The sequence below is a fragment of the Streptomyces sp. NPDC033165 genome (assembly GCF_055577965.1).
In genome coordinates this window covers 115,456-140,264 of the sequence record NZ_JBVIPK010000007.1, presented here as the reverse complement: position 1 = coordinate 140,264, position 24,809 = coordinate 115,456, and the positions used below count along the sequence as shown (strand labels likewise).

Annotated in this window: 24 protein-coding genes; 15 read left to right on the top strand and 9 right to left on the bottom strand. The window is 70.6% G+C overall.

Going from position 1 to position 24,809, the window contains the following annotated elements; translation table 11 throughout:
* Nucleotides 1–14 precede the first annotated feature (14 nt).
* The 9 genes from ACZ5WC_RS18585 to ACZ5WC_RS18545 all read right to left on the bottom strand — a co-directional run bounded on the left by ACZ5WC_RS18585 (nt 15) and on the right by ACZ5WC_RS18545 (nt 8,460).
* A complete protein-coding gene (locus tag ACZ5WC_RS18585; RefSeq protein WP_468541796.1) occupies nt 15–965 on the bottom strand; it encodes a PfkB family carbohydrate kinase in 951 nt (316 codons plus the stop codon).
* Nucleotides 962–1,951, bottom strand: a complete 990-nt coding sequence (locus ACZ5WC_RS18580) for a zinc-dependent alcohol dehydrogenase family protein (protein WP_468541795.1) — start codon at nt 1,949–1,951, stop codon at nt 962–964. Before ACZ5WC_RS18580 ends, ACZ5WC_RS18585 begins: the two co-directional genes overlap by 4 nt.
* Nucleotides 1,948–2,820: a carbohydrate ABC transporter permease gene (locus tag ACZ5WC_RS18575; protein ID WP_468541794.1), complete on the bottom strand. Its 873-nt coding sequence runs from the start codon at nt 2,818–2,820 to the stop codon at nt 1,948–1,950. Before ACZ5WC_RS18575 ends, ACZ5WC_RS18580 begins: the two co-directional genes overlap by 4 nt.
* The gene (locus ACZ5WC_RS18570) at nt 2,817–3,779 is read right to left on the bottom strand and encodes a carbohydrate ABC transporter permease (protein ID WP_468541793.1); all 963 of its coding nucleotides are present in this window, start codon (nt 3,777–3,779) and stop codon (nt 2,817–2,819) included. The genes ACZ5WC_RS18575 and ACZ5WC_RS18570 overlap by 4 nt, the downstream gene beginning before the upstream one ends.
* A complete protein-coding gene (locus ACZ5WC_RS18565) occupies nt 3,776–5,146 on the bottom strand; it encodes an ABC transporter substrate-binding protein (protein ID WP_468541792.1) in 1,371 nt (456 codons plus the stop codon). Before ACZ5WC_RS18565 ends, ACZ5WC_RS18570 begins: the two co-directional genes overlap by 4 nt.
* Nucleotides 5,147–5,285: 139 nt before the next feature.
* Nucleotides 5,286–6,047, bottom strand: a complete 762-nt coding sequence (locus ACZ5WC_RS18560) for a DeoR/GlpR family DNA-binding transcription regulator (protein ID WP_468541791.1) — start codon at nt 6,045–6,047, stop codon at nt 5,286–5,288.
* 240 nt (nt 6,048–6,287) lie between these two features.
* Nucleotides 6,288–7,445 carry an MAB_1171c family putative transporter gene (locus ACZ5WC_RS18555; RefSeq protein WP_468541790.1) on the bottom strand — a complete coding sequence of 386 codons (1,158 nt, stop codon included), beginning with the start codon at nt 7,443–7,445 and terminating at the stop codon, nt 6,288–6,290.
* 8 nt (nt 7,446–7,453) lie between these two features.
* Nucleotides 7,454–7,978 carry a hypothetical protein gene (locus ACZ5WC_RS18550; RefSeq protein WP_468541789.1) on the bottom strand — a complete coding sequence of 175 codons (525 nt, stop codon included), beginning with the start codon at nt 7,976–7,978 and terminating at the stop codon, nt 7,454–7,456.
* Between the two features lie 11 nt (nt 7,979–7,989).
* Entirely contained in the window at nt 7,990–8,460 is a 471-nt protein-coding gene (locus ACZ5WC_RS18545; protein WP_468541788.1) for a hypothetical protein, read from the bottom strand.
* 174 nt (nt 8,461–8,634) lie between these two features.
* Between ACZ5WC_RS18545 and ACZ5WC_RS18540 the strand changes: the two genes are divergently transcribed.
* The 15 genes from ACZ5WC_RS18540 to ACZ5WC_RS18470 all read left to right on the top strand — a co-directional run bounded on the left by ACZ5WC_RS18540 (nt 8,635) and on the right by ACZ5WC_RS18470 (nt 24,808).
* Entirely contained in the window at nt 8,635–9,705 is a 1,071-nt protein-coding gene (locus ACZ5WC_RS18540; protein WP_468541787.1) for a ParB/RepB/Spo0J family partition protein, read from the top strand.
* A 677-nt stretch (nt 9,706–10,382) separates the two neighbouring features.
* Nucleotides 10,383–11,585, top strand: a complete 1,203-nt coding sequence (locus ACZ5WC_RS18535; protein WP_468541786.1) for a helix-turn-helix transcriptional regulator — start codon at nt 10,383–10,385, stop codon at nt 11,583–11,585.
* 293 nt (nt 11,586–11,878) lie between these two features.
* Nucleotides 11,879–12,304 carry a MarR family winged helix-turn-helix transcriptional regulator gene (locus tag ACZ5WC_RS18530; protein WP_468541785.1) on the top strand — a complete coding sequence of 142 codons (426 nt, stop codon included), beginning with the start codon at nt 11,879–11,881 and terminating at the stop codon, nt 12,302–12,304.
* Nucleotides 12,305–12,329: 25 nt separating this feature from the next.
* Nucleotides 12,330–13,814 carry an FAD-dependent monooxygenase gene (locus ACZ5WC_RS18525; protein ID WP_468541784.1) on the top strand — a complete coding sequence of 495 codons (1,485 nt, stop codon included), beginning with the start codon at nt 12,330–12,332 and terminating at the stop codon, nt 13,812–13,814.
* Nucleotides 13,814–14,137, top strand: coding sequence for a TcmI family type II polyketide cyclase (locus tag ACZ5WC_RS18520; protein ID WP_096624220.1), 324 nt, complete (start codon nt 13,814–13,816; stop codon nt 14,135–14,137). The genes ACZ5WC_RS18525 and ACZ5WC_RS18520 overlap by 1 nt, the downstream gene beginning before the upstream one ends.
* Nucleotides 14,137–15,417: a beta-ketoacyl-[acyl-carrier-protein] synthase family protein gene (locus ACZ5WC_RS18515; protein ID WP_468541783.1), complete on the top strand. Its 1,281-nt coding sequence runs from the start codon at nt 14,137–14,139 to the stop codon at nt 15,415–15,417. Before ACZ5WC_RS18520 ends, ACZ5WC_RS18515 begins: the two co-directional genes overlap by 1 nt.
* Entirely contained in the window at nt 15,414–16,643 is a 1,230-nt protein-coding gene (locus ACZ5WC_RS18510; protein WP_468541782.1) for a ketosynthase chain-length factor, read from the top strand. Before ACZ5WC_RS18515 ends, ACZ5WC_RS18510 begins: the two co-directional genes overlap by 4 nt.
* 20 nt (nt 16,644–16,663) lie before the next feature.
* Nucleotides 16,664–16,933: an acyl carrier protein gene (locus ACZ5WC_RS18505; protein ID WP_468541781.1), complete on the top strand. Its 270-nt coding sequence runs from the start codon at nt 16,664–16,666 to the stop codon at nt 16,931–16,933.
* 12 nt (nt 16,934–16,945) lie between these two features.
* Nucleotides 16,946–17,731: a 3-oxoacyl-ACP reductase FabG gene (fabG, locus tag ACZ5WC_RS18500; protein ID WP_468541780.1), complete on the top strand. Its 786-nt coding sequence runs from the start codon at nt 16,946–16,948 to the stop codon at nt 17,729–17,731.
* Between the two features lie 63 nt (nt 17,732–17,794).
* A complete protein-coding gene (locus ACZ5WC_RS18495; protein ID WP_468541779.1) occupies nt 17,795–18,742 on the top strand; it encodes an aromatase/cyclase in 948 nt (315 codons plus the stop codon).
* A 3-nt stretch (nt 18,743–18,745) separates the two neighbouring features.
* Nucleotides 18,746–20,776, top strand: coding sequence for an SDR family oxidoreductase (locus ACZ5WC_RS18490; protein ID WP_468541778.1), 2,031 nt, complete (start codon nt 18,746–18,748; stop codon nt 20,774–20,776).
* 60 nt (nt 20,777–20,836) lie between these two features.
* Nucleotides 20,837–22,381, top strand: a complete 1,545-nt coding sequence (locus ACZ5WC_RS18485; protein WP_468542023.1) for an acyl-CoA carboxylase subunit beta — start codon at nt 20,837–20,839, stop codon at nt 22,379–22,381.
* Nucleotides 22,378–22,599: an acyl-CoA carboxylase subunit epsilon gene (locus ACZ5WC_RS18480; protein ID WP_468541777.1), complete on the top strand. Its 222-nt coding sequence runs from the start codon at nt 22,378–22,380 to the stop codon at nt 22,597–22,599. Before ACZ5WC_RS18485 ends, ACZ5WC_RS18480 begins: the two co-directional genes overlap by 4 nt.
* A gap of 29 nt (nt 22,600–22,628) precedes the next feature.
* Nucleotides 22,629–23,612: an LLM class flavin-dependent oxidoreductase gene (locus tag ACZ5WC_RS18475; RefSeq protein WP_468541776.1), complete on the top strand. Its 984-nt coding sequence runs from the start codon at nt 22,629–22,631 to the stop codon at nt 23,610–23,612.
* Nucleotides 23,609–24,808: an MFS transporter gene (locus tag ACZ5WC_RS18470; protein ID WP_468541775.1), complete on the top strand. Its 1,200-nt coding sequence runs from the start codon at nt 23,609–23,611 to the stop codon at nt 24,806–24,808. The genes ACZ5WC_RS18475 and ACZ5WC_RS18470 overlap by 4 nt, the downstream gene beginning before the upstream one ends.
* Nucleotide 24,809 lies beyond the last annotated feature (1 nt).

Sequence of the window (24,809 nt, the reverse complement as noted above, 5' to 3'; positions counted from 1 at the left end):
GGTGTGCGGGCCCCTCACACCGCAAGCGGGGGTGTGGGTTCCGTGCCCGCCCGGGCGCAGACCGACGCGGCGGTCGCGGCCGCGTACTCCAGCATCGCCCGCGTTTCAACGGCGGACAGGTCGCTCCGCCACCCCGCCTCCGCCCCGAGCCAGGACAGCATCCCCGCCATGAACGCGTCGCCCGCGCCGATCGTGTTGACCACCCGCACCGGCAGGGCCGGGACGGAGACCGCCGGTGCGCCGTGGGCGTATGCGACGGCCCCGCGCGGGCCCCGGGTCAGCACCACCAGCCGCTCCTGTGCGGCCAGCCTGCGGCAGCTGGCCTCCGGATCCGCATCCGGCCACAGGCGTACCAGGTCCTCGTCGCTCGCCTTGACGACGCGGGCGAGGCCGCACAGCTCGCGCAGCCGCCCGAGGCTCCGTACGGGGTCGAGGGTGCGGTCCTCGCGGACATTCGGGTCCACCGCCAGCAGCCCGTCGCGGGCGGCCGCCCGCGCGGTGGCGGCGACGGCCCGGGCCGCGGGCTCCACGACCGCGGCGAGCCCGCCCACGTACACCGCGCCGAAGCGGGATGCCTCCGTGCTGCGGTCGGGCAGCTGGAAGGTCGCCGTGTCCCGCAGGTGGAAGCGGTAGCTGTTCCCGCCGCTGCCCGGGTCCGCGACCGCGAGCGCCGTGGGCAGCGCCGGACGGGCGCTCAGCGAGAGATCCACGCCCGCCCCGCCCAGCCACGCCTCGATGGTGCCCGCGAAGGCGTCGTCGCCGATCCCGCCCACGAAGGACGGCCGCCCGCCGAGCCGGGCGAGGCCCACCGCGACATTGGCGGGCGCGCCGCCCGGCTGGGCTGCCCGGACCCCGGGATCACCGTCCACCGGGACCAGATCCACCAGCGCCTCACCGACCACGAGCACGGAGCCGGAGCCGGAGCCGGGGACCGGTGTGGTGGCGGGGCTCTGCGGGCCCGTCACGGCTCCACCACGATCTTGCGGCCGATGCCCGCCCCGAAACGCTCGACCGCCTGCGGATACCGCTCCAGCGGCAGCCGGTCGCTGATGAACACCGACGCGTCCAGCACCCCGCTCGCGAACAGCGCGGCGGCCCGCTCGAAACTGTGCAGGACCGCCATCGAACCGGTGATGGTGATCTCCTGGTTGTAGATCCGGTACGGCTCGATCACCGCCGTCGTCGCGTAGTCGGCGACCCCGAACTGGAGGAACGTACCGCCCTTGGCGACCCGCCCCAGCCCGTCCTGGATGGCCCCCGCGTTGCCCGTGGCGTCGATCACCACGTCCCAGCCGCGCGGGCGCTCCAGCTCCTCGGCGCGGGCGGCCGAAGCGCTGCACCCCAGGAGCGACGCCGTGGCCAGCCGCTGGGCGTTGACGTCCAGCACGTCCACCGACGCCGCGCCGGTGCGCTTGGCCAGCTCCAGCATCATCAGGCCCATGGTGCCCGAGCCGTAGATCAGCACCTCCGCACCCAGATTGCCCCGGAGCACGTCATAGCCCCGCACCGCGCACGACAGCGGCTCGATCAGCGCCGCGTCCCGCACGTCGACATGCTCGGGCAGCCGTACGCAGTTGGCGACGGGCGCCACCGCGAACTCGGCCGCGCCGCCCGGCACGGTGACACCGATCGCCGCCCAGGCGTCGCAGAGATTCCCCCGCCCCGAACGGCAGTAGCGGCACTCGTGGCAGTGCAGCGAAGGGTCCACGGCCACCCGGTCGCCGACGGACAGCTCCGTGACGTCAGCGCCGAGGCCGACGACCTCCCCGGCGAACTCATGACCGGGCACGATCGGCAGGGTCGGGGCGAACTCGCCCTGGAGAATGTGCAGATCGGTGCCGCACAGTCCGCACGACGCGACTTCGACGACCACCTCGCGGGGGCCCGGCGCGGGGTCAGGGACGGTGGTCACGGAGACCTTGCCGGGGGCTTCGACGATGGCTGCCCTCATTTGACTGCTCCCAGGGAGAGGCCCTGGACGAGCTTGTCCTGGGCGGCGTAACCGGCCACCAGCACCGGCAGGGACACGACCACCGACGCCGCGCACAGCTGGGCGAGGAAGAGGCCCTGGCTGGTGACGAAGGTGGTCAGATGGACGGGTGCGGTCCCGGCGACGACACCGGTCAGCACCCGCGCGAACAACAGCTCGTTCCAGCTGAAGATGAAACAGATCAGCGCGGTCGCCGCGATGCCCGGCCCGGCGACCGGGGCGACGACCCGGCGCAGCACCGTGGGCAGCCGGGCCCCGTCGACCTGCGCGGCCTCGATGATGGAGACGGGCACGTCCGCGAGGAAGGACTGCATCATCCACACCGCGATCGGCAGGTTCATCGAGGTGTAGAGCAGAACGAGCAGCCAGATGTTGTCCAGCAGCCCGGTGTTCTTCGCGAACAGATACACCGGCAGCAGCCCGGCGACCACCGGCAGCATCTTCGTGGACAGGAAGAAGAACATCACGTCAGTCCACTTGCGCACCCGCCGGATGGACAGCGCGTACGCGGCGGGCAGTGCCAGGAGCAGGACCAGCACGGTGGAGAAGAACGAGGCCGCCAGCGAGTTGACCAGCGGGGGCCACGGCGTCGGGCCGCCTCCGCCGCCGAAGAACGAACGGTAGCCGTCGAGCGTCAACGCGGCTGCCAGGGAAGGCGGGTTGGTCGCCGCGTCGGCCTCCGCGTGGAAGGACGTCAGTACCATCCACAGGGCGGGCAGGCAGAAGCCGACCCCCACCACCCAGGCGGCCGCACCGAGCGCGGCGGAGCGCCGACGGGCCCTGCGGGAAACGGTGTTGGCGGAATGGGGACTGGCGGTCGAGGCGCTCATGCGCGGCTCGCCTCCTCACGGAAGAGCGACGAGACCACCCGGAGCGCGAAGGTGGCGATGATGATCGTGCCGATCACCACGACCACACCCGCCGCGGACGCCAGCCCGTACTCATGGGCCCGGTAGAAGGTCTCGTAGACGGTGTACGGCAGGTTGGCGGTGCCCAGACCGCCGGAGGTGATCGTGAAAACCGCGTCGAAGTTCTGCACGATGTACACCGACCCCAGCAGGACGCCCAGTTCGAGGTAGCGGCGCAGATGGGGCAGGGTCAGATGCCGGAAGGTCTGCCAGGGTCCCGCCCCGTCCAGCCGTGCGGCCTCCATGATCTCGGCGGGCCGGCTCTGGAGTCCGGCGAGCAGGATCAGCATCATGAACGGCGTCCACTGCCACACGAGTGCCGCCTCGATCGCGATCAGCGGCATCTGGGACGTCCACTCCGGCTGCGCGACGCTCTCGACGCCGAACAGGTCGCCGAACCAGGTGAGCGCCCCGTTGAACAGCCCGTATTCGGGGTTGTAGAGCGCGTGTTTCCACAGCAGGGCGGCGGAGACCGGCACCAGGAGGAACGGGGTGATCAGCAGCGTACGGACGAACCCCCGGCCGAAGAAGGTGCGGTCCAGCAGCAGGGCGAACGCCAGCCCCAGGACGACGCTGACGAGCACCACGGACGCGGTGAGGACGACGGTCGTCACCACGGACTCGCGCAGGGCCTCGTCGGTGAAGACGGAGGCGTAGTTGGACAACCCGGTGAAGTGGCGCTTCTCCGGTTTGAGGGAGTTCCAGTCGAACAGGGATATCACCAGCGTCGCCACGAAGGGCAGTTGGGTGACGGCGATGAGGAAGACGAGAGCGGGCAGCAGCGGGGCACGGGTGGCCCAGGCGCGCCTGCGGCCGCTGCCGCCGGCCTTCCTCGCCGGGGTGGGAGGCGCGGGTGTCCCTCTGGTGGCGGTGACGGTCATCGGTACTCCTCGGCGACCTTCTCGGCCAGCTTCTGGGAGGCGGCGAGCGCGGCGTCCACCGACTGGCGGCCCGCGATGGCCGCACTGATCTCCTGTGCCACCTTGGTGCCCAGATCGGTGAACTCCGGTACGCCGACGAACTGGATGCCCGCCGTGGGGCGGGGCTGGGTCCCGGGGTTCCACGGGTCGGCCTCGGAGATGGCCCGCTCGGTGACATCGGCGAACGCGCCCGCCTCCGCCCGGTAGTCGGGGTGGGCGTAGGTGGAAGCCCTTTTGCCCGCAGGCACGTTGGACCAGCCGCTGGTGGAACCGACCAGCTCCTCGTACTCCTTGCTCGACGCCCAGGACACGAACTTCCAGGCGTCGTCCGACTTCTTGGACGCCTTCTGCAGACCCCACGCCCAGGTGTAGAGCCACCCGGAGCTCTCGGTCCGCTCGACGGGGGCGGGGACGTAACCGATCTTCCCCTTCACCGGGGAGCCCTCGGCCTCCAGCGAACCGGCGCCCGCCGTGGCGTCGTACCACATGGCGGTCTTGCCCTGGGTCATGTTGTTCAGGCACTCGGCGTACCCGGACTGCGGGGCGCCGAGCTCGCCGTGGTCGCGTACCAGGTCGACATAGAACTTCGTCGCCTTCCTGAACTCCGGTGCGGTGAGCCGCGGTTCCCAGTCCTTCGTGAACCAGGTGCCGCCCATGGTGTTGACCACCGTGGTGAGCGGGGCGATCACCTCGCCCCAGCCGGGCAGCCCGCGCAGACAGATGCCCTTCATCCCGCGCTCCGCGCCGTCCGTCTTCGCGGCGAGCTTCGCCACCTGCTGCCAGGTGGGATTCTCGGGCATCGTGAGCCCGTGCTTCTCGAAGACGTCCTTGCGGTACATCAGGAAGGACGACTCGCCGTAGAACGGCTGGGCGTAGAGCCTGCCGTCCTCGGCGGTCAGCGACTCCCGCAGCGGTTCCAGGATGTCCTCCTGGTCGAAGGCGGCGTCGGCCGCCGCGTAGTCGTCCAGGGGATGCAGCCAGCCGTTCTTCGCGAAGAACGGCAGCTCGAAGTTGCTGATGGTGGCGATGTCGTACTGACCGGCCTGGTTGGAAAAGTCCTGGCTGATCTTGTCCCGCACGTCGTTCTCGGGCAGGACCGTGAAGTGGACCTTGATCCCGGTCTTCCTCGTGAAGTGCTTCGCGGTGAGCTTCTGCAACTCGACCATCTGCGGGTTGTTCACCATCAGGACGTTCAGGGCGTCGCCGCCCCCGAAGGAGGTTCCGCCCGCCCCGGCACAGCCGGTGGCGAGCAGGGCGAGGGCGGCCGTCGCGGCGCAGGCCCGACCGCGCAGAGGTGGTCGACGGCGGCGGCGTCGTGGGTGGGGCATGGGGGACTCCTGATCAGTCGTAGCGGCTCGGTGATCGGGTCGTTGCGGGCATGGCGGACCAGGCCCCGGCGGAAAGGGGGGCGAGCGGTGCCGGACAGGCAGGGGTGCGGAGACGGGGCGGCGCGCGCAGCCGTACGGGTCAGACGCGGATGACCTGCGGGCCGAGGAGGGAGTAGCGCTGGGCCTCCGCCGAGGGGAGTCCTGCATCGGTGACGATCGCTTCAAAATCACCGACACCGGCGAACCGGCAGAAGCTCACCGCCCCGAACTTGCTGTGGATCCCGGCGAAGACCCGCCGCCGCGAACTGCGCAGAGCCTGCGCCTTGACCTCGGCGACGGCGGGGTCCGGGGTGGTCAGGCCGTACTCGCGGGAGATGCCGTTCGCCCCGAGGAACGCCAGGTCGATGACGAAGTCCGCGAGCATGCGGCTGGCCCAGTGATCGACCGTCGCCATGGTCGAACCGCGTACCCGGCCGCCCAGCAGGAGCACCGCCGTCTTCTCCGCCCCGGCCAGCGCGGTCGCGACGGCCAGCGAGGCGGTGACCACGGTCAGCGGCCGGTCCTTCGGCAGTGCCTCGGCGACGAGCTGCGGGGTGAAGCCCTCGTCGACGAAGACCGTCTCGGCGTCGCCGAGCAGATCGGCGGCGGCCGCCGCGATCCGTGACTTCTGCGGAACGTTACGGGTGGTGCGGACAGCGAGCGTGGTCTCGAAGCCCGCCGACTCCACGGGATAGGCACCCCCGTGGGTACGGCGGACGAGGCCGTGCTCCTCCAGCACGTGCAGATCCCGGCGGACGGTCTCCTTGGCCACCTTGAACAGGTCCGCGAGGGCGTTCACTGCGACCGACCCGTCCCGTCGCGCCGTGTCCAGAATTCCCCGACGGCGTTCTTCGGTGTCCACGGCGCACTTCCCTGATCGCTGCTGGGCCCGGTCGGGCGGAGCCCGCTGTCCGTTCGGGCTCATGTGTCGTTTCTACAAGCACTTCCCCTGCTTCGACCAGCCGCTTCACCGAATCCCCTGGGCCCGTTCGCGCCCGTTTCCCAGGGGCGTCGGTGCCTGGTCACGCCCAGGACGAGCGCAGGACCGGCAGTCCGGGGTGCCCGCTTCCCACCGATCGGCGCCCGGATCCCGACCGAAGGGTCAGCGGCAGGGTGCGGGCGCTCTGTGGCTGTCCGTGGTGAGCGCCGCGAACGCGGTGGAAACGGCGATGAGCTCGTGAGCCTCCGCGTCCATGTCGTTGCCCGAGGGGGAGGCGACGCGCACGGCGGGATGCGTCGTGTCCGGGTCCTCGACGAGCGGTTTCCGGGCCAGCGCCGCACGGATGTGCAGGGCGAGCTGATCGGGCCCGCAGCGGGCGAGGTCGGCGCCGGGCGCCACGAGGACGAGGTAGGGGCTCAACCGCACCAGGCCGTCCCGGCATTCGATGAGGCGGCGGTAGAAGCGTGCGTGGGTGTGGCGCAGCCTCAGTCGGCCCCACCGGGACATGGGCGGCTCCTGGTTGAGGACGACGTCCGGGTACGCCGTGACCAGCGCAGTCCACAGGGGAGTGAGCTGGTGATGCATCTGTTGGTGGCGCGCGACCGATCGCAGGTGGGTCACCAGTTGCACTCCGGCGGAGAGGGTGATGCCGATCAGCACGGTCCCCAGGGCCACATCGGTGAGGGCTCGGTTCACCGTGTCGAGCACCGGGTGCGTGCCGGGTGAGCCTGCCTGCACGATCACCCAGAGCACGCGCACGGCCGAGGTGACCGCCAGGCCGAAGAGGCCGATCGACATGGTCCGAAGGCTGGGGGCCAAGGACCGGGACGCCAGGCGCGTGTAGCGCAGCGCCCAGCGGCCCGAGGTGAGATACGCGTAGAAGAAGTAGGTGTTGCCGATGAGGTAGAAGGAGGCGATGGTCGGCTCGGCCATGTGCGGGGTGGACAGCGTATGGCCGCGCAGGGCGGGCGGGGTGGCGAGCATGGTGACGACCAGGGTCCCCAGCACCGCGGCCAGCAGGCCGGTGTGCAGACGGACGTGGCGTCGGTGAACGGAGGGCGCGTCACTGGTCGAGGCGGTGAAGAAGAGAACGAGAACGCCCAGGCCGCACATGTAGACCCAGTTGAAGACGATCTTGCCGACGCCGACGGTCGTCAGCCCGTCGACCCGGTCGTTGACCTCGTCGAACCCCAGGAGGTCGCCCACAGTGAGCAGGAACAGCGAGGCGACGAGCAGGCGCAGGACCCGGTCGTGCGGGGCGCGGACGAGGTCGACGGCCTTCCAGGCGAAGCCGATGACCAGCATGACGGTCACCGGCACATGGAGGATCACCTCCACCCCCAGCGCGAACCCAGCGCGGAACGCAGCGGATCGAGGGCCGAGTCCTCGTAGCCGCGTGCCGTGGTGTGGTCGATGACGACGGCCCACTCCTGGATGATGGTCGCGACCAGCTCCGCCTCGCGTTCGTAGTCCTCCGAGTAGGAGGTGCGGTGGAGCCTCCGGGTGATCAGACCGCGGGGGTGGTCGGGACCGCCCATACCCAGAACCTCCTCCTCGGCGCGTGCGTCGGCCTCGTGATCGGCGAGGATGTGGCCGACCTCATGGAGAATGATGTGGTCCTGATGTACCCGGGTCGTCTCCTTCTGGTAAAAGATGTGTTCCTCGTCCGTGCGGGATATCCACACGCCGAAGGGCCCGGGAGCGGGCAGCTCCCAGGGGATCAGCCGGATGGGTTTTCCGCGGTGCAGGCCGAGCCGGTGGCACAGTTCGTCCACGCGGAGCGGTGGCCGGATGTCCAGTTGGCGCAACAGACGTTTGCAGTAGCGGCGGAGCTCGCGCTCGCGTATGGCCACGACATCCTTCCTCAGTGCTGGGCGCCGGGGTCGGCGGGGGCGTCCTGATCGAAGGTCTCGATCATCTTGAGCAGCTGTTCCCGCATCGTAGGCGTCATCGCGCCCGCCCTCATGGCGATCATGCGGACCTGTCGGCTGGCCAACTGCTCCCGGAGCAGGTCGTCTTCGGGATCCCTGCCCGCCACCAGTGACTGGATCGTGATCGGAGTGGCCCCCGGCCCACGGTGGTCGTCGAAGAACTTCACCAGGCCGTCGAGGACGCCCAGCGTCGGGTTCGTGTGCGAGCCGTTGCGCAGCATCGCGAGGTAGCTCCTCGACAACGTCGCGGGGTGGGACGGATCGGCGGTCACCGCCCTGGCCACCTCGGCCGTCGAATACTCCCGTTGCCGCCCATGGGCGTCGCGCCATCGCACCATGGCGAACAACGCGTTCAACCGCTCGGCCAGCGACTGGCCGCGACACTGGTCCCTATCTGCTGACAAGGTTCACGCTCCCCGGTCGGATCGCCCGACGTTCCTGCTCGTCCTGCTGTCTGTGCGTGGTACGGAGAGTAGCCAACACCACTGGCTGTGTGGAGACTTGGGTGCTAATATCTTGGACACTTCGCTTACATCATTGACATCCGCCCGGGCAGGAGCGCGCTAAGGGGAGCATCGATGTCCGATGGGTTGGTCGGCGCCGTCGAGGACGGTGAGTACGGGCGCGGCACGGAGCTGGTGGCCGTCGACGCCCTGCGTGTCTCGGATCGTCCACGCGTCGCGGCGGAGGACACCCGGCACACCCGGGCCCTCGCCGACTCGGACGTCCCGCTGCCGCCCATCGTCGTCCACCGGCCCACGATGCGTGTCGTGGACGGCTTCCACCGCCTGCGCGCCACGGTGCTGCGGGGAGAGGCGTATATCCGGGTCAGCTTCGTCGAGGGCACGCTCGACGATGCCTTCGTCCTGGCCGTAAGGATCAACACACGGCAGGGGATGCCTCTTTCGCACGCCGACCGGACGGCGGCGGCGGCCCGCCTCGTCGAGAGCCACCCCCGGTGGTCCGACCGCCGCATCGCCGAGGTCGCCTGCCTCTCGCCCACCACCGTCGCCGCGCTGCGGAGTCGTTCAACCGGCCGTCGTGGGCAGTTGAACGCACGGGCGGGCCGCGACGGGCGGGTCCGCCCGCCCGACGCCGACGCGGCGCGGGGGCGCCGTCGCGCGGAGCGTTTCCTCCGCGTCAGGCCCGACGCGTCCTTGCGCGAGGTGGCGGCCGCGGCCGGTGTCGCGGTCGCCACGGCCAGAGACGTACGGGCCAGGCTGCGGGCCGGTGAGAGTCCGCTGCCGCCGAAGCTGCTGGCCGCCGAACAGCAGGGTGTCCCCGAGGGGGGTGCGGCGTCCCCGGCGTCCGCTCGCGGTGGAAAGGAGCGGTCGCTGACCGCTGCCGGTCCGCCGCCCACGGGGGACGGCAGATGTGTGGTGCAGATGCCGCAGCGCTTCGCGCACCCGGCCGTGCCCAATCTGCGCAAGGACCCCTCGCTGCGCTTCACCGAGGCCGGGCGCACGCTGCTGAGGCTGTGGAGTGCGCACTCGATGGACGCCCACCGGTGGCAGTGGCTGGCCGGCGGTGTGCCCGCCCACCGGCTGGGCGATGCCGTCTGGGCCGCACTCCAGTGTGCGGACCAGTGGCGTCGCTTCGCCAGAGACCTCGAAATTCGTGCGGCGGAAGGCCGTGACCGGACCGGCTGACACCCGAAAACGCCGGCGCCCGTGCAGAGGGCGGCGTCGTAAACATGTGGTGGATGAGACGGACTTCACGGCGAGCGGTCTTGAAGAGCGCCGAAGTGACTCGTGTACGTTGAAGTAATTGTTGGCGCGCTGCTTCCCGACTTTGTGGCGGGTAACGGATCCCGGTGTGCGTCGCGGGATTACTGAAGGGATGCTGGATGCCTCATTGTGTGGCGTGCACAGTTCCGGTAGTTCCTCAGGTCTGCGAGGCTGGGTGCACGCGAGGCGGTCCGTCCGCGTGACGTCCGCTGGTTTTCCGGCGGGCAGTGAACCGCAAGCGAGAAGAATGGCGTCGGCCGGGCCCGCTGTCGTGCCCGCCAGTCCCGCACTTTGCCCGAAGTGCTTCCCTGTCGCGGTGGGCATAGGGAATTCCCTGCTGCTGATGCCCGCACCCGTGCGCCGACACCTTGGTACGTATTGCCAGTTATGGGGGAAAGATGAACGCGACGGAGTGCGAAAAAAATCGGACAGCGGATGTTTTCGCCGGGCGGCATGCGTGGCGCACGGATCCGATGGTGCCGGGGTGGCGCAACGCGGCCGTTCACGCGGGATGGGAGGAAAGGGGGCAGGAGAGCGCCCCTGCCTTAGCCAGGCCGTCGGCGTCGTACCGGTCCGCAGTCACCTACACGCCGGGGATCGTGCTCCGCGGCGAGGGCGACGGCCTGCGGCCCGAACTGCGCGCCGCCGTGCAGAGCATCGGGCTGGCCAATCTTGGAGTGGGCCGTGCGGTGGTCACCGAACAGACCGAGTGGGTGCTGGAATCGGACGCGGTCCGCTCCGAGGCGCACTGCGCCTGGCTGGCGATCCTGGCGCTGCACTACACCGGTGACCTCGTCTCGGCGGACGCGCAGTGCGAGCGGCTCGCCCGTGATCCCGTGTGGGCCGGGTCGGACCGGCACCAGGAGCTGCTGACGCTCCTGAGGGCCCGCAGCAGTCTGATGTCCGGCGATGTGGCGCGGGCCGCGGACCTGCTGAAGGCGCTTCTCGCCCGCCGCGCGTCGACGTTGCCCACCTGTCTCACGGTCGCCTGGCTGATCGAGGCGCTGGTCCACCTGGGCGAATTCGACCAGGCGCACCAAGTGCTCCTCGACCACGGGCTGGTCGGCCGGCTCGGCTCCCACCTGCCCGACCGGGTGCACGTGCTGGCGGCCAGGGGCGCCCTGCACATGGCCGTCGGCCAGTTCCGGCACGCCATCGACGACTACACCGCCTGCGGCCGGATTCTGGCCACGCTCAACGTGGTCAACTCCGCCGTCGTCCCCTGGCGGTCCAGGGCGGCCTTCGGGGCGCTGGCCGTGCAGCGGTACGACCTGGCACTCGCGCTGGCCGAGGACGAACTGATCGCGGCCCGGAAGTGGGGCTCCGCCAGGGGCGTGGGCATGGCGCTGCACGCTGTGGCCATGGCGCGCCGCGACGAGACGTCACCGGCCCTGCTGGAAGAGGCCGTGCAACTGCTCGAACTGGGACACGCCCGGTCCGAGCTGATCCAGGCACTCTTCGACCTCGGGATGATGCAGGCCGAACGCAAGGACGTGGTGGGCGGGCGCAGCCGGCTGGAGGAGGCCGACGAGGTGGCCCACGCCTGCGGCAACGCCTTCTGGGCGCGGCGCGTGAAGCCGGCTCTGGCCCGCCTGAGCGACCCCGACAGCAGCCGTGTGCTCACCCGGCAGGAGAACAAGATCGCCCAACTGGCCCGTGCCGGATACAGCAACCGGAGGATAGCGGAGACGCTCTTCCTGGCAGTTCGGACGGTCGAATTCCACTTGTCCAGTGTGTACCGGAAGCTGGATATCTCCGGGCGGCAGGAGCTGGTCACCGCCCTGGGGGTCGTGGCCCCTTAGGGAACAGTGCAAGGCGACGCCGCCCATCTCTTCGAGATGGGCGGCTTTTTCGTGTTCTGTTCGGCAGCGTTTCCCCGTCTGAAATAAAGGCGTGCTGCTGCGAGGGGGGGAATCTACGGGTGGGCCGCAGTGACCCTGTGGGTGTCCCGTAACGGAACCTGTGGGTGCCCCGCAGGTTCCCCTCGGTTCCCTTGTGTGCCGGTCGGTTCTGATGACAGGCTCGAAATCAATTCAGCGGGGCTTCGCTCACCGGGCTGCGGCCGCAACCGACGCACACCGAGGCAGGAATTCGCATGCTTCAGCAGAACACGACCAAGCGCATCGGATATTGGCTACTGCATTTGCACCAGCTTTTCGACGAAGCCACTCGGCGGGCACTGTCGGAACAGAACCTGAATCGACGTCAGTGGCAGGTGCTGCACGCCATCAGTATCCAGGTGAATACCGTCGCCGGGATCGATGAGGCGTTCTCCCCCTTCCTGGCGGTGGACCGGGCGGAGACGTACGGCCCTATCGTGAAGGAGTTCGAGGCCCGTGGCTGGGTGACAACGGACGGCACGGCCATTTCCCTCACCCAGGACGGGGGTGCGGCGCATACGCGGGCCGAGGCCGCGGTGAACGCGCATGCGGCCGAATCGCTCGCAGGGATATCCGAGGCCGAGTTCCTCGCGGCCAACGACGTACTGGCACGCATCGCCCACAACCTTGAGAACAAATAACGCCGGTTCTCCTCGGGAGGCACGTATGGATGCTTCAGTCATTGTCGTGGGCGCCGGGCCCGCGGGGCTCGCGCTGGCCGGGGAACTGCGTCTGGCCGGTGTCGACGTCATCGTGCTGGACCGGCTGGCCGCACCGTCCGGAGAGTCGCGCGGCATCGGGTTCACCATCCGGACCATGGAAGTCTTCGACCAGCGGGGACTTCTCTCCCGCTTCGGGGAGATCGAGACCAGTGAGGCCGGGCACTTCGGTGGCCTGCCTCTCGACCTGGGGGTGCTGGGCGCCGCCCACGCATCCGCGAGGACCGTTCCCCAGCCCGTGACCGAGGGAGTCCTGGAGAGCTGGGCCCGCGACCTGGGCGCCGACATCAGGCGCGGACACGAGGTCACCGGCCATGTCGAGGACGGCGCCGGGGTGACCGTCACCCTCTCGGGCGGCGGGGCCAATCTGCGCGCCCGCTACCTGGTCGGCTGTGACGGAGGGCGCAGCGGCGTTCGCCGAGCCGCCGGCTTCGACTTCCCCGGAACTCCCGCCACCACCGAACTCTTCCTCGCCGACATCCGCGGCGCGGATCTGTCACCCCGCATGGTGATCGACCGGACCGACGACGGCCTGGTGATGGTCGCGCAACTGCCGGGCGGCATCCACCGCGTCATCGTGGGCGAGCGAGGCACGACACCGCCCGGGCGCCGCACCGAACCGCCCGCCTTCAGCGAGGTCGCCGACGTCTGGAAGCGCCTGACGGGTGGTGACATCTCCGGGGCGGAGCCGGTCTGGGTCAGCGCGTTCACCGACGCCGCCCGGCAGGTCACCGCATACCGGCGCGGCCGGGTGCTGCTTGCCGGGGACGCCGCGCACGTCCATCTGCCCGCCGGTGGGCAGGGGATGAACACCAGCATCCAGGACTCGGTGAACCTCGGCTGGAAGCTCGCGGCGGTGGTGCGCGGCACGGCCCCCGGCACGCTCCTCGACTCCTACCACGACGAACGCCACGAGGTCGGCCGCAGGCTCCTCGCGAACACCCGGGCCCAGAGCTCCCTGATCCTCGGCGGCGCCGAGGCGGGACCGGTCCGCGAGATCCTCGGCGAACTCCTCGACCAGCCGGAGGTCGAACGCCTTCTGGCGGCCCGGGTCAGCGGCCTGGACATCCGCTACGACGTGGGCGGCGGCGCGCACCCCCTGCTGGGGGCCCGCATGCCGCGGCTCCGGCTCACTCACGAGCGGAAGGACACCAGCAGCAGCGAACTCCTGCGGACGGGGCGCGGCGTGCTGCTGGACCTGGCGGACAACGCCACGCTGCGCGGCCGTGCCCGGGAATGGACCGACCGGATCGACGTGGTGACAGCCGTCCCGCACGACCTCACGGCCGACCACCTGCCGGCCGGCACCACCGCACTCCTGCTGCGTCCCGACGGCCATGTGGCCTGGGCCGCTCCGGGCTCCCACTCCGACCTGCCGATGGCGCTGGCCCGCTGGTTCGGGCCGGCCCGACGAACACGAGAAGGGGAATGATGCACAGCACGCTGATCGTGGCCAGAATGGCATCCGGCTCGGCCGAGGAGGTCGCCGAACTCTTCGGAGCCTTCGACCGTACGGACGTTCCCGGCCGCATGGGCACCCGCCGCCGGCGGCTCTTCGAGTTCCGCGGCCTCTACTTCCACCTTCAGGACTTCGACGAGGACAACGGCGAGGACCTGATCGAGGAGGCCAAGACCGACCCCCGCTTCGTCCGCATCAGCCAGGACCTGAAGCCGCACATCCAGGCGTACGACCCCGCCACCTGGCGGTCGCCCAAGGACGCCATGGCCCGACGCTTCTACGACTGGAGGGCCTGATGAGCGGCGTGCAAGGACGCCGGGTCGTGATCACCGGGATCGGGGTCACCGCCCCCGGTGGAAAGGGCCCCAAGGAGTTCTGGAAGCTCCTCACCGACGGACGCACGGCCACTCGCCGTATCTCCTTCTTCGACCCCTCTCCGTTCCGCTCGCAGATCGCCGCCGAGGTCGACTTCGACGCCGAACTCTCCGGACTGAGCCCGCAGGAGATCCGCCGGATGGACCGGGCCGCCCAGTTCGCGGTGGTCACCGCGCGCGACGCGGTCGCCGACAGCGGACTGGAGTTCGCCGCCCTCCTCCCGCAGCGGACCGGGGTGACGATCGGCAGCGCGGTCGGCGCGACCACCGGCCTGGACCAGGAGTACCGCACGGTCAGCGACGGCGGCCGGCTGGAACTGGTGGACCACGCCTACGCGGTGCCGCATCTGTACAACCACATGGTCCCGAGCTCCTTCGCGACCGAGGTCGCCTGGGCGGTGGGCGCGGAGGGGCCGAGCACGGTGGTGTCCACCGGCTGCACCTCCGGTCTGGACGCGGTGGGGTACGCCGCGGACGTGATCAGGGAAGGCTCGGCCGACGTGATGATCGCGGGCGCGACCGACGCGCCCATCTCGCCGATCACCGTGGCCTGCTTCGACGCGATCAAGGCCACCACGCCCCGCAACGACGACCCCGAGCACGCCTCGCGGCCCTTCGACGCCAGCCGCAACGGCTTCGTCATGGGTGAGGGATCGGCCGTGTTCGTCCTGGAGGAACTGGACAGCGCCCGTGCCCGCGGGGCGCGGATCTACGCCGAGGTCGCCGGATTCGCGACGCGCTCGAACGCGTTCCACATGACCGGACTCCGCCCCGACGGCGCCGAGATGGCCGAGGCCATCAGGGTCGCCCTCGACGAGGCCCGGCTCAACCCCGAGGACATCGACTACATCAACGCCCACGGCTCCGGAACCAAGCAGAACGACCGGCACGAGACGGCGGCGTTCAAGCGCAGCCTGGGGGAGCACGCCCACCGGACCCCGGTCAGCTCCATCAAGTCGATGGTCGGCCACTCGCTCGGCGCCATCGGCTCCATCGAGATCGCCGCCTCCGTCCTCGCCATGACCCACGACGTGGTGCCGCCGACGGCGAATCTCCACAACCCCGACCCGGAGTGCGACCTGGACTACGTGCCACTGACCGCACGCGACTGGAAGACCGACAGCGTGCTCTCCGTAGGCAGCGGCTTCGGCGGATTCCAGAGCGCGGTGGTGCTGGCCAAGCCCGAGCGGAGCACCCGATGAGCGCGCGTGCACTGGTCACCGGGCTCGGGATCGTCGCGCCGACCGGACTCGGCATCGAGGATTACTGGTCTGCCACTCTCGCGGGCTGCAGTGCGATCGGACGGGTGACACACTTCGACCCCACGCCCTACCCGTCCCGGCTGGCGGGCCAGGTCAGCGGGTTCGACGCCGCGGAGCACCTGCCCAGCCGGCTCCTGCCGCAGACCGACCGGATGACCCGGCTCGCCCTGGTCGGCGCCGACTGGGCGTTCGAGGACGCCGGTGTGGTCCCCGCCGACCTGCCCACATACGGCATCGGAGTGATCACCGCGAGCCACTCCGGGGGCTTCGAGTTCGGCCAGAACGAGCTGCGGGCGCTGTGGAGCAAGGGTGGCCAGTACGTCAGCGCGTACCAGTCCTTCGCCTGGTTCTACGCGGTCAACAGCGGGCAGATCTCCATCCGCAGCGGCCTCCGCGGCCCCAGCAGTGTCGTGGTCAGCGACCAGGCGGGAGGGCTCGACGCGGTAGCCCAGGCCCGCCGGCAGATCCGCAAGGGGACCAGCATGGTCATCTCGGGCGCGGTCGACGCGTCGATCTGCCCCTGGGGGTGGGTCGCCCAGATGGCCGGCGGCCGCCTCAGCACCTCCGACGACCCGGAGCGGGCCTACCTCCCCTTCGACGACCGGGCCGCCGGGCACGTCCCGGGCGAGGGCGGCGCACTGCTGGTCGTCGAGGACGCCGCACACGCGACGCGGCGTGCGGCGCCCCGGGTGTACGGCGAGATCGCCGGGCACGCGTCGACGGTGGACCCCAGGCCCGGCAGCGACCGTGCGCCCACCCTGCAGAACGCCATCGAACTCGCCCTGGCGGACGCGGACATGGTTGCCGACGACATCGACGTCGTGTTCGCCGACGCCGCGGGCCTGCCGGACCTGGACCGGGCCGAGGCCGAGGCGATCACCAAGGTCTTCGGGCCCCGCGGGGTGCCGGTGACCGCGCCCAAGACCACGACGGGACGGCTGTACTCCGGCGCCGCACCGCTCGACCTCGCCGCCGCGTTCCTCTCGATGCGCGACCAGGTCGTCCCGCCGACGGCTGGCTCAACCCCGGCGAAGTCCTACGAGATCGACCTCGTGACCGGCGCCCCCCGCCCCGCCGAGCTGCGCAGCGCGCTCGTGCTCGCCCGCGGCCACGGCGGCTTCAACTCGGCGATGGTCGTGCGCGCAGCCGGCCACGCCGCTCCGTGACCCGTACGAAAGGACGCCCCATGACCACCCGTGAATTCACCCTCCAGGCCCTCAGGACCACGCTCCTGGAAGGCGCCGGAACCGACGAGAACGTGGACCTGCACGGCGACATCGCCGACACCACCTTCGAGGACCTCGGCTACGAGTCGCTGGCGATGCTGGAGACCGTCGGCCGCATCGAGCGCGAGTACGGCATCGGCCTGGACGAGGAGGAAGTCGCCCTGGCGAACACCCCCCGCGCGCTCATCCGCCTCGTCAACGGCCGTCTGTCCGCCGCCCAGTCCGCCTGATCGGAGACCACGATGACCGACAACACGGCCAAAGTCGCGCTGGTCACCGGCGCCACCAGCGGAATAGGCCTGGCTTCCGCCCGGCTCCTCGCCGAGCAGGGACACCGGGTGTTCCTCTGCGCCCGGGACGCGAGCGCGGTCGCCGAGACCGTCAAAGCCCTGCAGAACGAGAACCTCGACGTGGACGGCGCGGCCGCCGACGTCCGCTCCAAGGACGACATCGAGGCCGTCGTACGGGCGGCGGTGGCCAGGTTCGGGCCGATCGACGTCCTGGTCAACAACGCGGGCCGCAGCGGGGGAGGAGTCACCGCGGACATCGCCGACGACCTGTGGGACGACGTCATCGCCACCAACCTCACCAGCGTGTTCCAGGTGACCCGCGAAGTCCTCAACACGGGGGGCATGCGCGAGAAGAGGCGCGGCCGCATCATCAACATCGCTTCCACGGCGGGCAAGCAGGGCGTGGTGCTCGGCGCCCCGTACTCCGCCTCGAAGCACGGGGTGGTCGGTTTCACCAAGGCGCTGGGCAACGAGCTGGCGCCGACCGGGATCACCGTCAACGCGGTGTGCCCCGGCTACGTCGAGACGCCGATGGCGCAGCGTGTGCGGCAGGGGTACGCGGCCGCCTACGAGACGTCCGAGGACGCGATCCTGGAGAAGTTCCGGGCGAAGATCCCGCTGGGCCGGTACTCCACCCCCCAGGAGGTCGCCGGACTCGTCGGCTACCTCGCCTCCGACCCGGCGGCCTCCATCACCGCGCAGGCGCTGAACGTCTGCGGAGGCCTGGGCAACTTCTGACTCCCTGTCATGTCGCGTAGCAACTTCCCTGCCCACCGAGCACGTCGAGTCAAGGAGACAGCTGTGCCCGCACAAGCCGGCCGCGAGGTCGAGCACGAGATCACCGTCCTGGCCGCTGCCAAGGACGTCTACCGACTGCTTGCCGAGGTGGAGAACTGGCCGAGGCTCTTCCCGCCGTCGGTGTACGTCGACGTCCTGGAGCGTGAGGGAAACCTGGAGCGGATCCGTATCTGGGCCACCGCGAACGGTGAGGCCAAGAACTGGACCTCGATCCGGGAGCTCGATCCGGACGGGCTGCGCATCACGTTCCGGCAGGAGATCTCCGCACCGCCCGTGGCGTCGATGAGCGGCACCTGGATCGTGGAGCCGGTGGGGGAGGGGGAAACCCGGCTCCGGCTGCTCCACGAGTACCGCGCGATCGACGACGATCCCGAGGGCCTCGCCTGGATCGACGAGGCCGTCGACCGCAACAGCCGCGCCGAACTCCCCTCGGTCAAGGCCGGACTCGAAGAAGCCACCCGGACCGATGAGCTGACGCTGTCCTTCGTGGACAGTGTCACGGTCGAAGGCGCCGCGAAGGACCTCTTCGACTTCGTCAACGAGGCCGACCGCTGGACCGAGCGGCTGCCGCACGTCAACGAGGTCAAGCTCACCGAGGAGACCCCCGGCCTCCAGGTCCTGCGGATGGAGACCCTCACCAAGGACGGCTCGGCGCACACGACCGAGTCGGTACGGGTCTGCTTCCCGCACCAGCGGATCGCCTACAAGCAGACCACGCTGCCCGCCCTGATGAACCTCCACACCGGGTACTGGCTCTTCGAGGAAGGCCCCGACGGCACCACCACCGCGAGCTCGCAGCACACGGTGGTTCTCAACGCCGCGAACATCACCAAGATCCTCGGAGCGGACGCGGGCGTCCCCGAAGCCAGGGAGTTCATCCGCAACGCCCTCGGCAACAACAGCCGCGCCACGCTGGAGCACGCCAGGAAGTACGCGGAAGCGCGGCGCTGACCGATGCCCGTGAACACCCCCCGGAGCACAGTGGACGCGGACGTGGTCGTGGTCGGCGCCGGTCCGGTCGGGCTGCTCCTCGCCGGGGACCTGTGCGCCCATGGGGTCCGGGTCACGGTGGTGGAGCGGCTGACCACGCCGATGACCGAATCGCGCGCGTCCACCCTGCACGCCCGCACGATGGAGGTGCTCGCCGAACGCGGCGTCCTCGACCGGCTCGGCCCGCTCCCGGACGGCGGCCCGGGGCACTTCGGCGGCATCCGGCTCGACCTGGCCGAGGCCGAGCCGGGCCATCCGTACGCGGGACAGTGGAAGTGTCCCCAGACGCGGATCGAGGCGGTGCTCCAGGAGCGGGCCGTCGAGCTGGGGGCGCGGATACTGCGCGGGCGACAGCTTGTCGCCCTGGCGGACCGCGGCGACCGCGTGGTGGTCGCGACCGCCGCGACGGATCCGGCCGGCGGCCCGGCCGAGGAGCTGACCGGATCGTATGTCGTCGGCTGCGACGGCTGGCGGTCCGCCGTACGGGACCTGGCGGGCTTCACGTTCCCCGGCCGGCCGGCGGGCCGCGAGATGCTGCGGGCCGACGTCGCCGGAATCCGTGTCCCCGACCGGCGGTTCGAGCGCCTGCCCGACGGACTGGCCACCGCCCACCGCTGGCCGGACGGCAGCACCCGGGTCATGGTGCACGTCTTCGGTACGGAGCCCCGGTCCCGCGCCGGGCAGCCGGAGTTCGACGAGATCGTGCGGGCCTGGTCGAAGGTCACCGGTGAGGACATCGGCCATGGGACGCCCCGGTGGCTGAACGCCTTCGACAACACCCGACGCCAGGCCGCCCGCTACCGCCGGGGCCGGGTCCTGCTCGCCGGTGACGCCGCCCACGTACAGATGCCGGTCGGCGGGCAGGCCCTCAACCTCGGCCTCCAGGACGCCGCCGCGCTCGGCGTACGGCTCGCCGAGCAGCTCAGGGCCCCGACGGGCGGCGAACCCCGGGCCGATGGGGACGCCCTGGACGCGTACCACCGTGAGCGCCACCCCGTGGGGGCCGCCACGCTCAACAACATCCAGGCGCAGTCGACGCTGCTGCTCGGCGGGCACGAGGTGGAGCCGCTGCGGGAGATCTTCGCCGAGCTCATGCGCCTCGGGTCCGTACGCCGACGGCTCGCCCGCATGATCAGCGGCCTCGGCACGCCGCCCACCGCCGACGGGGGGGCCGACGGGCTCTTCGCCCTCCCTTCCCCGACGACTACACAGGACAGGACTCCCACCATGGCCAAGCTCACGAACAAGACCGCGCTGGTGACCGGCTCCAGCCGGGGAATCGGCCGCGCCACCGCCCAGCGGCTGGCCGCCGAGGGCGCACTCGTCGCGGTGCACTACGCGTCCAACGAGGAGGCGGCGCGCGAGACCGTCGAACTGATCGAGAAGGACGGGGGACGGGCCTTCACGGTCCGGGCCGAACTCGGTGTCCCCGGAGACGTGCACGAACTCTTCCTCGGCCTGGAGCGCGGCCTCAAGGAGCGCACCGGCGCCACGACCCTCGACATCGTGGTCAACAACGCGGCTGTGACCACCCCCGCCGGGGTGCAGCCGGAGGATGTCACGCCCGAGGAGTTCGAGCGGCTCTTCGCGGTGAACGCCAAGGCCCCGTTCTTCATCGTGCAGCGCGCCCTCGTCCTGCTCTCCGACGGCGGCCGCGTCATCAACATCTCCTCCGGCCTCACCCGCTGCGCCAACCCCGACCAGGTCGCGTACTCCATGACCAAGGGCGCGGTCGAGCAGATCACCCTGCACTTCGCGCGCCACCTGGCGCCGCGCGGCATCACCGTCAACAGCGTGGCGCCCGGCATCACCAACAATGGCGGCCCGGTCTTCGACATCCCCGAGGCCGTGGAGCAGATGGCCCAGCTGTCGGCGTTCAAGCGCGTCGGCGAGGCGGTGGACGTCGCTGACGTGGTGACGTTCCTCGCCACCCACGAGGCCCGGTGGATCACCGGGGCCTTCATCGACGCCAGCGGTGGCACCCTGCTGGGCTGACCGCTCCGGCATCCGAGACGAGCAGGAGGACTGGTGACGACCGTACAAGCATCGCCGAGCATCGCTGAACACCTCGGTGAACTCAAGGAGTTGAAGAAGGCGGCCCGGGTCGGACCCGATCCCGCGGCCACGGAGCGCCAGCACGCCAAGGGCAAGCTCACCGCGTACGAACGCATCGATCTCCTGCTGGATCCGGGCAGCTTCACCGAGGTCGAGCCACTGCGGCGGCACCGGGCCACGGGATTCGGCCTGGAGGCCAAACGGCCGCACTCCGACGGCGTGGTCACCGGTTGGGGAACCGTCGAGGGACGCACCGTATTCGTGTACGCGCACGACTTCCGGATCTTCGGGGGTGCGCTGGGAGAGGCGCACGCACAGAAGATCCAGAAGATCATGGACATGGCCATCGCTTCGGGCGGTCCGCTGGTGTCCCTGAACGACGGCGCGGGCGCCCGTATCCAGGAGGGCGTCTCGGCACTGGCCGGATACGGCGGCATCTTCCAGCGCAACACCCGGGCATCCGGGGTCATCCCGCAGATCAGCGTGATGCTCGGACCCTGCGCCGGGGGAGCCGCCTACTCCCCGGCTCTGACCGACTTCGTTTTCGCGGTCCGCGGCATAGCGCAGATGTTCATCACCGGCCCCGACGTGGTCCGCACGGTCACCGGGGAGGAGGTCTCGCAGGACGGCCTGGGCGGCGCCGACGTACACGGCACCGCGTCGGGCGTCGCGCACTTCGTCCACGACGACGAGGAGACCTGCCTCGCCGAGGTGCGCTGGCTCCTGTCGCTGCTGCCCGCCAACAACCGTGAACTGCCGCCCGCCGTCGTCACCGGCGATCCGGCGGACCGCAGGGTGGACCGCCTCCTCGAAGTGGTACCGGCCGACGGCAACCGCTCCTACGACATCCGCGACGTCATCGCCGAACTCGTGGACGACGAGGACTACATGGAGGTCCACGCCCAGTGGGGCACCAACCTGGTCTGCGCACTGGCCCGGCTCGACGGGCAGGTCGTCGGCGTGGTCGGGAGCCAGCCCGCCGCCCTGGCCGGTGTCCTGGACATCACCGCGAGCGAGAAGGGCGCCAGATTCGTCCAGTTCTGCGACGCCTTCAACATCCCCCTCCTGACGCTCGTGGACGTGCCGGGCTTCCTGCCCGGCGTGGACCAGGAGCACGGCGGCATCATCCGGCGCGGCGCCAAGCTGCTCTACGCGTACTGCAACGCCACCGTGCCGCGGATCTCCGTGGTGCTCCGCAAGGCGTACGGCGGTGCCTACATCGTGATGGACTCGCGTTCCATCGGCACGGACCTCGCCCTTGCCTGGCCCACCAACGAGATCGCGGTGATGGGTGCGGAAGCGGCGGCGGACGTGGTCTTCCGGCGCGAGATCGCCGCCTCCGACGACCCGACGACCACCCGCGAGCAGAAGATCAAAGAATACCGGCGGGAGCTCGTACACCCCTACTACGCGGCCGAACGCGGCCTGGTCGACGATGTGATCGACCCGGGCGATACGCGTGCCGTCCTCATCCGCTCCTTCGCGATGCTTCAGCGCAAGGACACCGACCTGCCGCGCCGCAAGCACGGCAACCCGCCCCAGTGAGCGCCGGCCCCGGCCAGGAAGCACCGCTGCTCCTGCGGATCGAGAAGGGCTCACCCGACGCGGTGGATCTCGCCGCCGTCACCACGGCCCTGTTCACCCGCCTCACCGCCGCACCACAGGAGTCCGCCCACCGCGGGCGCACTGCCGCCCCGTGGCGCCGCCCCGAACGGTCGTCCGGCTTCGACGGTCCCAGAAGCTGGCAGGACGCCCGCAGTTGAATACGACGACAACGAACGGAGAACAGAGCATGGATGTGGGAATCCTCTTCGACCTGCGCAACCCGGACGCCTGGCACCGGCCGTGGGCCGATCACTACGCGCACGCGCTGGAGCTCTGCGAGGAGGCGGACCGGCGAGGCGTCGGCGGTCTCTGGTTCACCGAGCACCACCTCTTCGAGGACGGCTATCTGCCGCAGCCGCTGGTGTTCGCCGCGGCCGCCGCGGCCCGTACCCGCGACTGCCGTATCGGAACCGCGGTCGTCCTGCCCAACCTGCGCAAGCCCGCACAACTCGCCGAGGACGCCGCGGTCGTCGACCTGATCAGCGGCGGCCGTCTGGAGCTGGGCGTCGGGGCCGGATACCGGGTGCCCGAATACCAGCTGTTCGACGCCGAGTTCGAGGGCCGCATCGGGCGGGTCGAGAGGAACATCGCCGAGGTCCGAAGCCTGTGGGCCGAGGGCGGCATCACCCCCGGGCCGATCCAGCGGCCGGTACCCGTGTGGGGCGGCTTCTACGGGCCGCGCGGCGCACGGATCGCGGGCCGCCTCGGCATCGGTCTGCTCCACATCAACCGCGCCATGTACGAGCACTACCGCAGAGGCCTGGAGGAGGGCGGCCACGACCCGTCCGTCGCCCGGGTCTCCGACCTGCTGCCGGTGATCCTGGCCGACGACCCCGAGGCAGCCTGGCCGCGGATCGCCCCGCACCTGGTCCACCAGATGAACTCCTACCGCACCGGATCGGTGGAAGGCACCGGCCACCCCGCTCCGCCGCTGTTGAAGGTGGAGGACTTCCCCGAGAAGCGCGCCGACGACGGGTCCTGGTCGACCCTGGAGGTCCTCACCCCCGAGGAAGCGGCGGTACGCATCCACGAGCGGACCCAGGGACTCCCGGTCAAGCACCTCATCTTCTGGGCGAGCGTCGCGGGGATGCCCAACGACCTGGTGACCCGGCACATCGAACTGGTGAGTGAGCGACTGCCGAAACTGCTCGCCGAGGTGCGGGGCCGGTGAGTGGGAGGACCGCCAGCGAGGCGACCGCAGGACGGGAGGGCGTACGACAGCACCGGCCGCTGCTCGTCGTCCTGTCGGGGAACATGCTCCTGGACGCCGTCGAGGTCTCCGTGGTCCTGGTGGCTCTCCCGTCGATCGCGGCCGACCTGGGACTGACCCTGTGGTCGGTGCAGTGGCTGATGAGCGGCTTCGCACTCGGCTTCGCCGCGATGCTGCTCCTGGGGCCCGTGCTCTCGGGCCGCTGGGGGCTGCGCCGCGTCTACCTCTGCGCGATGCTGGTCTTCGCGCTCGCCTCCCTCATCGGCGGTCTCGGCGACAGTACGGAGCTGCTGATCGCCTCACGCGTCGTCAAGGGGGCATGCGCGGCGCTGACCGCCCCGGCCGGGCTCGCGCTCATCGGTACGACCTTCCCGAGCGGACCGGCGCAGCGCCGGGCGGTGTCGGTCTACTCGTTGTTCGGAGCGGCCGGGTTCACCGCGGGTCTGCTGCTCTCCGGGGCCCTGGTCGCCGCCGACTGGCGCTGGACGTTCCTGCTCCCGACCCCGGTGGCCCTGGTACTCCTGGTGTGGGGGCTGAAAGTGATCCCCGGCCCCGCCCGGCAGGCCGCACGCCGGCCGGTCGCGGCGGTGCTGCGGAACGGGCCGTTGACGAGGGCGGCCCTGGGCGCCTCCGCCCTCAACGGCTCCTACATCGGGCTGCTTGTGCTCGTGACGTTCCGGGCCGCCGACGGTTGGGGCTGGGAGCCCTGGCAGATCGCGCTGGCCCTGCTGCCCGCGAGCGTTCCGCTGGCTCTTTCGGTGCCGTACGCGGGGCTTCTCGTCCACCGATTCGGCACGGCACGACTGATCGCCGCAGGCGCGCTCTGCGCCCTCGCCGGACAGCTCTACGCCCTGCTGAGCCCGGCGCCCCACACGTACGCGACCGGGCTGCTCCCTGCGCTGATCCTGGTGGAGGCCGCGTTCGTGCTCTCCTTCGCGGCCCTGAACCTTCAGGCGACGCAGAGCGTGGAACCCGTGCTGCGGTCCACGGCCGTGCCGGTCTACCAGACCGGGGTGCAGATCGGCAGCGTCGTCATGCTGCCGCTGGTCGCCGGGCTCGCCACCGTCACCGACGGCTACCGGGCACCTCTGTTCGCGACCTCGCTGGCCGCCGCCCTGGGGGTGGCGACGGCGGCCGGGGGGCTGCGTGGGAGGTGAC